The sequence below is a fragment of the Spiroplasma endosymbiont of Lasioglossum villosulum genome (assembly GCF_964020195.1).
GTDB classification, from domain to species: Bacteria; Bacillota_I; Bacilli_A; order Mycoplasmatales; family VBWQ01; genus Spiroplasma_E; species Spiroplasma_E ixodetis_A.
Genome location: NZ_OZ026539.1, coordinates 1,218,713 through 1,231,425 on the forward strand (window position 1 = coordinate 1,218,713; position 12,713 = coordinate 1,231,425).

At 23.0% G+C, this 12,713-nt stretch carries 13 protein-coding genes and 7 tRNA genes; 2 read left to right on the forward strand and 18 right to left on the reverse strand.

The features are described from left to right. Positions 1-34: 34 nt before the first annotated feature. Positions 35-370: a hypothetical protein gene (locus AACK81_RS06920; RefSeq protein WP_338961008.1), complete on the reverse strand. Its 336-nt coding sequence runs from the start codon at positions 368-370 to the stop codon at positions 35-37. A 241-nt stretch (positions 371-611) separates the two neighbouring features. Continuing rightward, the gene (locus tag AACK81_RS06925; RefSeq protein ID WP_338961010.1) at positions 612-1,979 is read right to left on the reverse strand and encodes a hypothetical protein; all 1,368 of its coding nucleotides are present in this window, start codon (positions 1,977-1,979) and stop codon (positions 612-614) included. Between the two features lie 422 nt (positions 1,980-2,401). Here AACK81_RS06925 and AACK81_RS06930 point away from each other — a divergent pair, with 422 nt between their 5' ends. Both AACK81_RS06930 and AACK81_RS06935 read left to right on the forward strand, forming a co-directional pair. Beyond that, entirely contained in the window at positions 2,402-2,653 is a 252-nt protein-coding gene (locus AACK81_RS06930) for an ankyrin repeat domain-containing protein (RefSeq protein WP_338961012.1), read from the forward strand. A 67-nt stretch (positions 2,654-2,720) separates the two neighbouring features. After that, positions 2,721-2,855, forward strand: coding sequence for a hypothetical protein (locus tag AACK81_RS06935; protein WP_338961014.1), 135 nt, complete (start codon positions 2,721-2,723; stop codon positions 2,853-2,855). Between the two features lie 6 nt (positions 2,856-2,861). Here AACK81_RS06935 and AACK81_RS06940 read toward each other — a convergent pair whose 3' ends face one another. The 16 genes from AACK81_RS06940 to AACK81_RS07015 all read right to left on the reverse strand — a co-directional run bounded on the left by AACK81_RS06940 (position 2,862) and on the right by AACK81_RS07015 (position 12,712). After that, positions 2,862-3,497 carry a hypothetical protein gene (locus AACK81_RS06940; RefSeq protein ID WP_281749123.1) on the reverse strand — a complete coding sequence of 212 codons (636 nt, stop codon included), beginning with the start codon at positions 3,495-3,497 and terminating at the stop codon, positions 2,862-2,864. 88 nt (positions 3,498-3,585) lie between these two features. After that, positions 3,586-5,073, reverse strand: a complete 1,488-nt coding sequence (locus AACK81_RS06945; protein ID WP_338961017.1) for a VWA domain-containing protein — start codon at positions 5,071-5,073, stop codon at positions 3,586-3,588. A 14-nt stretch (positions 5,074-5,087) separates the two neighbouring features. Further along, a complete protein-coding gene (locus AACK81_RS06950) occupies positions 5,088-6,665 on the reverse strand; it encodes an AAA family ATPase (protein WP_338961019.1) in 1,578 nt (525 codons plus the stop codon). 22 nt (positions 6,666-6,687) lie between these two features. Further along, positions 6,688-7,308, reverse strand: a complete 621-nt coding sequence (locus AACK81_RS06955) for a hypothetical protein (protein ID WP_338961021.1) — start codon at positions 7,306-7,308, stop codon at positions 6,688-6,690. A 330-nt stretch (positions 7,309-7,638) separates the two neighbouring features. Next, entirely contained in the window at positions 7,639-8,100 is a 462-nt protein-coding gene (locus AACK81_RS06960; RefSeq protein WP_338961022.1) for a hypothetical protein, read from the reverse strand. A gap of 234 nt (positions 8,101-8,334) precedes the next feature. Beyond that, positions 8,335-9,960, reverse strand: a complete 1,626-nt coding sequence (locus AACK81_RS06965) for a hypothetical protein (RefSeq protein ID WP_338961024.1) — start codon at positions 9,958-9,960, stop codon at positions 8,335-8,337. 22 nt (positions 9,961-9,982) lie between these two features. Further along, positions 9,983-10,594: a hypothetical protein gene (locus AACK81_RS06970; RefSeq protein WP_338961026.1), complete on the reverse strand. Its 612-nt coding sequence runs from the start codon at positions 10,592-10,594 to the stop codon at positions 9,983-9,985. A gap of 229 nt (positions 10,595-10,823) precedes the next feature. Then, positions 10,824-11,678, reverse strand: coding sequence for a hypothetical protein (locus AACK81_RS06975; RefSeq protein ID WP_338961028.1), 855 nt, complete (start codon positions 11,676-11,678; stop codon positions 10,824-10,826). A 7-nt stretch (positions 11,679-11,685) separates the two neighbouring features. Continuing rightward, entirely contained in the window at positions 11,686-11,844 is a 159-nt protein-coding gene (locus AACK81_RS06980; RefSeq protein ID WP_338961030.1) for a hypothetical protein, read from the reverse strand. A 231-nt stretch (positions 11,845-12,075) separates the two neighbouring features. Further along, positions 12,076-12,151, reverse strand: a tRNA-Asp gene (locus AACK81_RS06985). Position 12,152: 1 nt separating this feature from the next. Then, positions 12,153-12,227, reverse strand: a tRNA-Met gene (locus AACK81_RS06990). A 21-nt stretch (positions 12,228-12,248) separates the two neighbouring features. Further along, positions 12,249-12,338, reverse strand: a tRNA-Ser gene (locus tag AACK81_RS06995). 13 nt (positions 12,339-12,351) lie between these two features. After that, a tRNA-Ile gene (locus tag AACK81_RS07000) sits at positions 12,352-12,428 on the reverse strand. Between the two features lie 7 nt (positions 12,429-12,435). Beyond that, positions 12,436-12,512, reverse strand: a tRNA-Met gene (locus AACK81_RS07005). A gap of 34 nt (positions 12,513-12,546) precedes the next feature. Continuing rightward, positions 12,547-12,622, reverse strand: a tRNA-Ala gene (locus tag AACK81_RS07010). Positions 12,623-12,635: 13 nt separating this feature from the next. Continuing rightward, a tRNA-Pro gene (locus tag AACK81_RS07015) sits at positions 12,636-12,712 on the reverse strand. Position 12,713 lies beyond the last annotated feature (1 nt).

The window sequence follows — 12,713 nt, forward strand, 5'->3', positions numbered from 1 at the left end:
TGTTTATATTCATAAAAATATAATCTTTTACCATTTAAAGAATTATCATCAAAATATAAGGATAATATTTTCCAATAAATATTATGTTCAGCAAATCGTAATTTTTTTCTGCTAAACTTCTTTTTGTTTTTAAAAATTGAATATTTTTTGACAAAAATCATTTTCTGATTTTATTTTTTAAATTTAATTCTCTATTATTGTTTGAATTTATAAAAGCATTATATCTATTTAAACAACTATAATATTGTTTTAAAATTTCATTTAAATCATTAAAAGATTTATTATATTTTTTCATTTGTTCATCTTTTTTTGCTTCTTTAATAAATTGTTCTGCTTTTTCTTCATTAAATAAGAAATCTAACTCTGACACTTAAATCTCTCCTTAACATATTTAATTTGTTTTTAATTAATATTGTTTGCTAATGAATTATATAAAAATAATAAAAAGCCACACTAATAAATTTAATTTATTAACGGGCTTAATTTTACAAATATATAATTCCTAAAAATAATACACCTATTATAATCATTTGTAAAGGGAAAATTATTATTAAAATCATAATTTATTTCTATTTTATACAATATATTTTGTTAAAATAAAAAAATAAACTTTACATATTAAATGGTCTATTTTCTAAATTTGTTACTACACTAGAGGTATTATTAATCAAACTTATATTTTCAGGAAAATCTTTTTCATTAATAACTATGATTGCCACTTCTTCTTGAAATTCTTTATTTGTAACAATATTTTTTTTAAAATTTTGAAGAATTTCAATAAAATTACTTAAATTTTTAAATTTCTCGCGTTCTGTAATATAAAATCTCTGGTTTTTACATACTTTAATAAAGTTATCTATTCATTTTTGAAATTCTTCATTTTTTATTTCTTTATTATGATTTGTTTCTTTTAAATATAAAATTAAAATAAGATTTCATATACCACGAATTGCAAAAATAAATTTAGAATGTTTATATTCTTCAATTAATTTAAGTGTATTAATTATTTCTTCTATTGCTACTAATTCAACTTCCATTTTTGATAAAGAAAAAGTATTATTTTTATTTTCTTTCTTTTTAATTTTATTTTTATATTGTTCATTTCTTTCAAGTAATTCTTTTGATATCTTTGTGACTGTATCAATAGTCTCTCTTATTTCATTTCTTTTAAGAAGAAACAATTTATAATCAACCAGTATATCGTATTTTTTAATAATTGATATTTCTCTAATATATTTTGGTATTTTTTTGGTAAAAATAGGTAATTGTTCCATATACGTTTTAAATATTTTAGTATTTATAATTTCAAGTGCATCATTAAAAAGATTAAAAGATATTACATCTTCTATTTCTAATTTAGACTTTTCTTTTTCAATATTTAAATTATATTTTCTTTGAAAAGTTTCATCACGAAATACATCTAAAAATAAAGTTTGTACTGCATCAGTTATTATTTTAATATTTTCTAAATCAATTCCTTCAAGTTCATTCATTCTTATATTAGCAAATTCAATAAATATCTTTGCTCATTGTTCATATTCAGAAAAATCTAACGTTTTGCCTTCTATAGTAGTATCATTAAAATATAATAACAATATTTTTAAATAAATAATATGTTCCATTTCCCGTTTTGGTGCATTATCACGTAGTTCTAATAAAATATTATGTATTTCTTCCAACATATTTGCTTTCTTTTCTAAGTTTTTTATTAAAAACATTTTTTTATTATTTTCCTTTTTTAAAAAATAGAATTTAATTTTTTTATTATCAGGAACTGTTTCTGTTCTTAATTGTTCTCTAATTTTTTCTTTATTTTTTAAAAATTCATCTAAATCATAAAAAAAATTCATATATTGACATTCACCATTTAATATGATTTCTTTATAATCATTAAAAAAAATCTTTATTTCATCACTATTTTTTAGTAAAATAAGAAATTTGTTTATTCTTTCTTTTTGTAAATGTTCTAATCTTGGCATTAAAATTTCTCCTCATAATAATGTTAATTTAAAATATAAATTATAATATTAAAAAACCTTATTAATAAATAAATCTATTAAAAGGCTAATTTTGCAAATATTATAATTACTATTGATAATACACTACTATAAAATAATAATTAAAATCAAACTATACAAAATACTTATTTTATAATCATTTATTTATATTCTTTAAATTATTTTTAATTAAATATTCAAAACCTTAAAAATACAAAAAAGCATATTAATTGATAGATTAAAAAAATAAATTATAATTTTATTAATTTAATAATTGTTTATTCCTATTATAGATATTTCTATAATAGGATTTTTATTAAATTACTAAAAAAAGGAGCATTAAAAGATATGACTAAAAATGAGAAATTAATGATTGCTATTGAAGAAGGTAATTTAAAAAAACTATGAAATTAATAAAAAATGGCGCCAATGTCAATTATAGAAACTTTAAATATTCCATTTGTAAAAAACTTACCGGTAAAGTGACTTCTTATCCAGATAAAAATACTAGTGGTAATACTCCATTAATGAAAGCCGCCAAAAAAGGATATTTAAATATAGTTAAATTTTTACTAGAAAATAACGCTGATATTAATCATACAAATCAAAATGGTAAAACTGCCCTAATCCTAATTGCTGATAATAATAATATATAGGGAGTTAAGTTTCTAATAGAAAATGGTGCTAAAATTGAATGTATAGATAATTTTTGAGAATCTAGAAGTGAAAGAATATTTACAATCATGAATTTTAAACTCAAGTAAAAATGAAATAAATTCACCTAACTCTAGTAATCAACCAACAACAAATATCAAAAAAACAAAGTTTGCTAATGATCTAATTAAAAATCTAAAATAACTTTTATTATTTCTTAGTTTTAATATTTCTAACTTCTTTTAATTGTTTTTTTAACGTTTTTAATTGCAATTGTAAATCTTCATATGATGGTAAATCATCACTTTTAATTTCTTCTTTTTTGTTTTTACTATAATCATTAGTTTTTTTTGATAATTGTGGAGGATTAACTCATAAATTTTTTAAGCCATATCAAAAAATAGTAAGTAAACTTAAACCAATACCTGCTCAAGGAATTGTTCATAAATCTTTAAAAGGAATAGTTTGAAAATTTCTAATATTAAAGTAATTAAAAAGTACTAATACAAAAAGTATCAATACTAAGGTTATTAATAACATGTGTATAGCAAAAACTGATCTTGAAAAAGGTTTTTTAATAAAAATTAATGGTATTAAATAAGTTAAATTAAAAATCAATAATGTTCCAAAAGTATATAAAGAAACTATACTATCACTAGTCATTAATTGTTTATAAAAACTACTAGTGATTGGTTCTTTATTAACGATTAAAGTAATAATAATAGCAATATTATTTTTTAATGGAACACCCCAATTAAATAATGGAAAAATTGATAAACTAATTGTTACTGTTAAAACACTAATAATAACTAATGTTTTACTTAAAATTAAATTATTTTTTTTCATATTATCCATCTCTCATTATCAGTTTATTTTTTCACTCTAATAATATTTTATCATTATTAAAGCAAAAAATAACTATCAAAAATTAAAATTAAGATTTATTTTTAGTTTTAGCTAAATTTAATGCAATTTTTCGCGCAGCAAATGGATCACGAGGATCATAATGTCAATAATTAGTAAAATATTTTTTAAAATTATTAGGTAATGTTGAAGAATCAATATTAATAGCATGAAAACGATTAGCTTTTGCTTTTAGTTGTAACATTAAATTAATATTATTTTTAGTAATATTAGCAGATAAAAAATCAGAAACTACCAATAAGTCTGCATTATGATATGTCTTAGATTGCATAATTGTTAAAGCATGACTAATAGCTGGATTAATATTAGTATGTCCTTTAAAACTATGACCTAAAAAATGAATTAGATTGGGAATTGATGAAACTAAATTAGATAAGTCATAAGTTTCAAATTTACCAGAAAAATTAATCATATAGCACGGTCTTTTTTCTTGTAAAGCAATTTTACTAATAGCCAGCGCAATTGATTTTGCAATAATTTCTGGACTATGACTCATTGATTTAGATGTATCAATGCATAAGATAAAAGGGCCTTCACTTTCGGGAATTGGTACTTCTACAACTTCTTCAACAAGATGTTCAGTGGCAACTAAATCCATTGATTCAAACTCTGTAATTGCTAACTTTTCTTCAACAAATTTTTTATAAAAAATGGCATTTAACTCTGGAATAGCAAAATTAACTAATTCTAATGGTAATAAATGTTCTAAATCTTTACCCTCGGTAATTCCTACTATTTCTTCAGGCCATTTTCCTAATGGCTTTAATTCATATTCAATTTGTACTTTTTGATGAATCTGCTTTTCTGTTAAACCTGAAATTCCTTTTCAACGACCAAGTAGTCTAGCAATTTCAATAATAGCTGGATTCTTATTTAAAATTTCACCATATTGTATAATAGTATTTAAATTAATTTTTTTAAAATCATTTAAATCTCCTTCTCAAAATCGTCCAAAAAAATTTCAAGCAAAACCAATAATATGCCTTACTTCATTAATAATTTTAATATTATTACTTCACATTGTTAAATACTTTTGACGCATTTGCATAGTTTCAAATAACTTATAATTTACAATTCTTTGAACAATTAAACTTTCTCAATGTCTTGTAAAATTATCAAAAGTTAATTTACTATTAAGTTTACGATCCTTAAATTTTTCTTGAAAATAATGAAAATAATTAATCATTAGTGAATCAAGAGTTTTTGCCCTAGTGTAAATTTCTTGTCAATTATTTTTTAATCTATCAATACCATTAATCATAACTCAGAAATATAATCGTAATTCTCTTTTAATGATGGGACTAATAACAATATTTTTACTTTTTTCTAAAACTTCATTTAAATAAAAATGACTAATTTGTTGAACAAATTCCGGAGCTAATCAAGCAAAATTTCTTTTAAATCAAGCAAAACTACTTAAATTTGTTTCTGATAAAGACATTTTTTTTAATTTGGTTTCTAAAATTTGTGAAACATGGGATTCAATTAATTCTTCCATACTAATCACCTATTTTAATTAACATCAGAATTATTATTAGTGTCATTAACATTTGGGATAGTTATTGGTGAATCTTCAGTTAGTGATTCTGATGAAAGACTCTTTTCGGTTTCTGCTTCAGGTATTTGTGAAATTTTATCAAAAAATGCCATTTCTAATAGTGATTTAAATTGTTCATCAAAAAATATAGAATTAGTTTTACTTAAACGATGATATTCTTGTTCAAAATGTACTTTTAATTCATTAATTTGTTGCTTTAAATCTTTAATTTGACTATTAATATTTCCAAATTGTGATTTACTATCAGTATTAGTTAATTCAACTTGAATTATAGAATTATTTGTAATATTTATTAATTCACTAGAATTCTTTAATTGTAGTTCAAACTTCTGATTACCTTCCATTTTACTTAAACTTTTACCATAAAATAATTGAATATTATGACTTTTTTTATTACGTCGTAATAATAACTGAAAATCCTTTCTACTAATAAAACAAATTGGAAATTCATCACTATGTCATAATAAACGATAATATATACCTTTAATTTCTTCAGAAAATGGATTGGAGTAAATAGATGGTTGATTTTGACTATCTTTAATGTTTTCGGCATTATTACTTAATGTTTCCAATTCACTTTCCAGTTCAATCTGATTTTGTTTTAATGTGTAAGTTAAATCTTCACAATATGCTTCATTGAAAAGTTTTGTATATTCTTTTTCTTGATCTTCATTATCTCAAATACAGTAAGGAATAATCAATAAATCAGGCTTATCAGTAGTTGTTCTGCCATTATAATAAGCTGAAGCTTTTATTAATTTTGCAATTTTTTTTCATCTTCGATCAGAAATGTAAGCTTTACCATTAGTTGCTTCTGTTAAAATTTTACGAAAACGAGAAATAAAACTTAATGTTTCTTTGCTTAAAGTAACAGTAGTTTCCAATTCTTTTAATCACTTTTCATATTCAGATGTTTTAATTTGTAATTCAAGCGGAACTTTTACTTCTAAACTAGTAATACTTTCTAGCATATCATTAAAATTTTCTTCATTAGTTAAACCATAAACTATCATTCTAATAATAAAACGATCAAATAAAGGTTCTAAACCTTTACCGCTTTCTGGTAACTCATTGGAAGCTGAAATTAATAGTTTTAATGGTACTTTGATATCAACACCACCATTACGAAAGATTTTTTCATTAATAATAGTTAGTAAAGTATTTTGAATTGAAGGGCCTGCTTTTCAAATTTCATCCAAAAAAGCAATATCAACAGCAGGTAAATATTGATCAATAATTCTTACATAGTTACCTTTTAATAAATCTTTGATTGAGATTGGTCCAAAAATTTCTTCTGGAGTAGAAAAACGATTCATTAAATATTCAAAATTTCGCCCATCATGAAACGCATATTTAATTCGTCGTGAAATTAATGATTTAGCAATTCCTGGTAATCCTAATAAAAATATTGATTCTCCTGATAATAACGCCAAAATAGCAAGTTTAAAAACAGTTTCTTTTTCATAAACATCAGCGCTAATTACTTTAATTAATTGTTCAATTCGCTTAGAAAGTAAACTATCTGTATTCATTATATTCTCCTTTACTTATTATTTATTCGACACTTAATTCTCTTCTTACATCATCACTTTTAACAATTAATAAACAAGCAGCAATTAATCATAAAACAGTTATTAATAAAACAATAATCATAAATATTGGAACTTCTGCAGAAACAGTTTCATTTACTAATCCATTAACCACTAACAAAATTGTACAAAATACTTCTAAAACTATAAAATAAGCAATTGCTAAAATAATATAAACAATTGATCATCCAAACATAGCACTAGCAGTGCGACCAATCGCTACTGGTAAATAAAATATAAAATTAAATCCCAGAGTTATAATTAAAAATATATAAATTATATAAGTTGGGTTCATGTTACTACCTTTATTACTCAAAATTTGATTAACCAAATTGTTAGTTAAAAAATAAGAAAAAATTAAATGAAAACATGAAACTGTAAGTAACAAAATACGAGCAATATTTTCCATTTTTGAACTTCAATACATTCTTTTAAATTTAATACTATCACTTAATAACGGATTATAAGTAGTAAAACGTTGTTCTTCAATATCTTTAAATGATTGATTATCATTATTTGATTTGATAATACTATTATCAACATTTGACAATGGAGTATTTTTTAAGTCATCTTTTTTTTCTTCCATATATCTAACACCCCTTATTTTTTATTTATATTATAACTTATTTTAGGTATTAAAACTTAATAATAGTATCTGATATAAATCAAAATTATAAGCGTTTAATTTTACAAAATTATTAAATAAACATATTATCAAATTTAAATTTATTTTTTTAAGATATAATATGACAAAATTAAAAAACAAAAAAATAATTATTTAACTTTGACCATCCAAAATTAAATAATTATTAAAAATATTTTTTAAATAAATAAGAAATTATAAATCAATATATAAAATAAAATATTTTGTTGATTCACTAAAGATAATACTTAATATATTTTAAAAACAAAATACCTAATGAACATAATAACTGTTAATTATTTCACATTTTTGGATTGCATCTCAAAAATTATTATTTTTTATTTTTACTTTTAAACCAATAATTAAAAAAGTTAATGCAATAGTAAAAAATCCAAAAATTGGAGTTAAAATTATACAAAAAATAACTCCAATTTGTAACTGAACTCAATCATAATAACCATCATAATTATGAATTACTGATAAACATATATTTTCTTCAGAATGATTTAAAATATAATTTACACTCATATAATTTAATAAACTAAATCCATTTGTTATTTCTAGTGTTATTTCTATAATAAGTCTTTTTTCTTTATATAATTTAAGATTTTCAAAAAAACTTTTATCAAAACTTGAAAAACCAATTAACATTAAACCAATTACCATAATTAAAATAGTTAAAATAAATAAAAATAAGGTTGCTAATTTTAATTTTTTATATTTTTGCAATATCATTTATAATTTTCCTTTCAAAATAAAAACCCATTTGCTTTTATCTCAACAAACAATGGGTTAGAAACTACTATATTATTTATATTTTTTATACATAAGAATAATAACAAATTTATATTAATTTTACAATTAATAACCTATATAATTAAAACTATTTTATATAAGTAGTATGAATATTAAATTATAGTTATCAAAATTTAACCCATTTTCATAAAATCAACACTTATTTTTAAGTATTTAAATTCACTTTACTTTAAAAGTAAAATTAAAACTATGAGGTTTGGGAACATAGCCACTGCTTGTCAAATCTTTTCCAATATGAAATCTAATTTTTTTAATATCATCAGTCTTAATAATATCAGTTGCCTTTAATGATAAATTATTACCATCAATATCTAAAAAAGTAAAAGCAGTTAACTCATCAATTTGCACATTTAAAGCTTTAACAAAATATCCTTTAAAAGTAGCAAGTGATTTAATAACAAGATTTCAATTAATATTTGGATCAACCGTCGAATCAGGATAATCTAATAAGAAAAAAGTAGAATTATTTTTTGCAAATTGATACATTTCTTGTCAATATTTATTTTCTAAAAAAGTTTCTAGATCACCAATATTAACATAATCATTAACATTAATATTTTCAATACTATTATTTATTGAATTTGAAAAACCAAAATAATAACTCAATTCCTTATATTTAAAATGATTACCACTATTATCACTAGTCAATAATACATGTGGAGGACTATATTTTATTAATGATTCATCACTATCTACTTCTTCTTGTACCATACTAAAAGGAACAAAATCAATAGGCTTAACTTTAAAATAATCAATAACCCCTTCAATACTTGTTGGTTTTAACTCAATGAAATCATAAACAACATTTGGATTAGAAACATATGTTATATAAAAAGGCTTTAATGGAAAATTTGAAGAATATGAATAAAGGTTAACATATTCTTTGGAACTACTCACAGCATTACCAACATAATTTAATTCGGGATGATGAACTAATTCAAAATATGGTTTAATAGTATCTACATCATTAAAGTCAATATCTGGTAAAGGAATTGTTGATATTATTGGATAAAGATGAGTAGTACTAGCAAATTCTTCTTCATAATCATTAATAAATTTATTAATTTCATCTTCGATTGTTTTATAAACAACAGTATTATCAATTTTATCCGCATAATAAAAATTAGTTGGTAAATAACCATGTGTTCATTGTTCTTGCAAATAATCACTACCATTTGGAAATTTTCCTGAAATATGTTTACTAAATTTTCCTTCAAATTGATTAAACATCATAAATTTTTCATAAAATTTAGCAGTATTTTTAATTAATGCAATTACTGGTATTTTAAATTCAATAAATGAAGATTGTAACTTTAATTTTAAATCAAATTTAGTAACACCATCAGTTTGAATTAAACTCTTATCTAATTCATCATTACTATTAGGTTTATAAAAAGTGAAATCATAATTAGTAATATTAGTTGGAAAAAAACTATCTCATCAAGATTCTTTTATTAATAAATCAAAAACTTGTTTTTTTGATTCTTCTTCAAAAAATGGCAAACGTAAATTTTTATTACTACTATCAATTGGAACATCATTCATATCAACAACAATTGATTCTTCTGGAATATTTTGTTTAAAATAACCAATATTAAAAGCACTCTGCATAGCAAGAGCAATAAAAAAAGTACTAATTGCTAAACCAATTATCATAATTAAAGAAATAGTTATTGTCAGAAAAGTTTTTTTTACTTTTACTGGTTCTACTTTACCAGTAACGTATTTAGTAATATTATTTAGTTTTCTTCAATCATCATTATCTTTCTTTTTAGCCATATATTATTCACCTAAATTTCCATTATCTAAAACTTAATTCATACATTTTAATAATACTTTTAATTAAATATTTTTTATTTTCAATAGTATTTAATCATCAATGCAAAATAGCAATTCATCATAATAAGAGTGCTATAACCGCGAAAATCAATACTGTGATTCGATAAGGACTGTCACTATAAGAAAATATAAAAAAACTAATACCAATAATTATTAAATTAACAATAGAACCAAATATTAAAAAAAATAAACAACTTAAACCAATACCTCTAATAGTTTTAGATAAAAAAACGGGTAAAATCATAATTAAAATTATAAAAGCAAATAAAACAGTAACTAACATTGCTACTACTTTTAATATTGCACTTTGAAAAACTGGTGCTGATGGTATACCAGGAAGATTAGCAACCAATTGACCAAAACCAATGCCATTAAAAAAAATCAAACCAATTCAAAAAATTTGAATAATTAAAATAAATATTCGCGAAAAACCATCACCAAGACTAGTAAAATAAACTCTTGTTAAATTTAAATCTAATAATGAAGGTAAAGGAGTTTCCTTTAATTTCTTTAACTCTTTTTGACCAATAAGATTACTTGTAATTAAAAATTGTTTATCTAATGATTTATCCATATCTTTCACCCATCCTATAAAATAATTATAATGCATTTTATTTAAAAACTATATAGTTAACTTATATCCAAATTTTAAATCTATAAAATAATTAAATTATTATTTTAAAATAAATACAAACATAATTAATAATATCTATTTTAACTACAAGTAATATGAAAAATAAACAATAATTTTCAATAGTTATTGTTTATTTTAATAATATAGTATTGTTTAAATATTTTTTTGATTATATGGAGTGTCCAGAAATACTTACACTTGCTAAGTGTGACTGAGAATCTGATAAATCTATTGAATTTATTTGTTTTCACTTATCAACTTGATTATTTAGACTTTCTATATTTTCATCACATACAGATTGTAATTCAATATTATCCATAATTAATATTTCTTCTTCATTATTTATATTTATTAATTCTTGTGATTTATTTGCATTATTTCTTTCTAAGTTATTATTTGATTTAAAATTAGTTCTAATTTTTTTAAAAATAAAACCTATTAAGCCTCCAACTAAACAAAGAGGTAAAATAGGTAAAATTCAAAAAGACATTGAAACTAATTTATTGTTTTCAACTTGATCTGACTCTAATTTAAATGTTGCCAATTGTTCTTGATTAAATCATGAAATTTGTTCTTCTGACAATTCTGCTTTTTGTATTGGAGTTAATAACAAAATTTGTTCTAATGATAATGATTGAATTTGTTTTGGACGAAATGCTTGAATTTGTTTTGGACTAAATGCTTGAATTTGTTCTCTTGTCAATGACTGAATTTGTTTTGGACTAAATGCTTGAATTTGTTCTGGTGTAAATTCTGAAATTTGTTTTTTTGTTAATAATTGAATTTGGTGACTAGTATACATTTCTAAATTCAAACGAGTTGAACGTTTTTTTCTATTTAAACTTAATGAAGTTACTTTTATTGGTTTTAATGTAAATGTTTGAAATTGTGCTTTTGTGAAATGTGGTATTTGTTTGGCTGTAAATGCTTGAATTTGTTTTTTATTAAACACTTTAATATGTTTTTGGGTAAATTCTTGTATTTGTTCTGCCGTTAGTAACTGCAGTTGTTCTTTAGAACTCATTTCAATATTATATAAAAAATTTAATGATAAATATATTTTTTAAAATTGGTTCATTGATACCATTTTCTAATGTTAATGCATTATTCACTGGTATCAATGTCTCAACATTATTGCTACTTATAATACTTGAAGATGAGTTATTAAAGTTTAATAAATTGTTTGGCATATTTTTGCTCCTTTTTAAAAATTAAAAACTATTATAAAGTAATAGTTAAATTTAAATAAAATTATATTGATTATTTAAATTATACGTGTATTTTAATATTTTTAATTTACTTAATCAATCAAAAACTTTCTTCCATAATGAATAAAATAATTATTAATTACAACAATAAAAAAAGAGTAAGACCTTTTACTTACTCTCTAAATTAATACTGCTTATGTTTTATTTTCTAAATGGCGGTCTTGACGGGGATCGAACCCGCGATCTCCTCCGTGACAGGGAGGCGTATTAACCACTTTACCACAAGACCGTGGTTGCGGAGACTGGATTTGAACCAATGATCTTCGGATTATGAGCCCGACGGGATACCACTTCCCCACTCCGCGATGTATAAAATTTAATAATAATGGAGGAGGCTGAGGGATTCGAACCCTCGAGCACTTGCGCACTGACAGTTTTCAAGACTGTTCCCTTCAACCGGACTTGGGTAAGCCTCCGAGTATTTAAGTATGGTGGACCCTATCGGATTCGAACCAATGCTCGCCCGGTTATGAGCCGGGAGCTTTAACCAACTAAGCTAAGGGTCCTAGACTATGGTAGCGGGGATGGGACTCAAACCCATGGCCTCTCGGGTATGAACCGAACGCTCTAATCAACTGAGCTACCTCGCCAGTTTTAGTTTAAATATTTAAACCGATATATAAATGGTGGACCCTATCGGGATCGAACCGACCACCTCCTGCGTGCAAGGCAGGCGCTCTACCAAATGAGCTAAGGGCCCTTGTTTTTAATAATGGTCGGGAAGACAGGATTCGAACCTGCGACCTCTCGGTCCCAAACCGAGCGCTCTACCAAGCTGAGCCACATCCCGA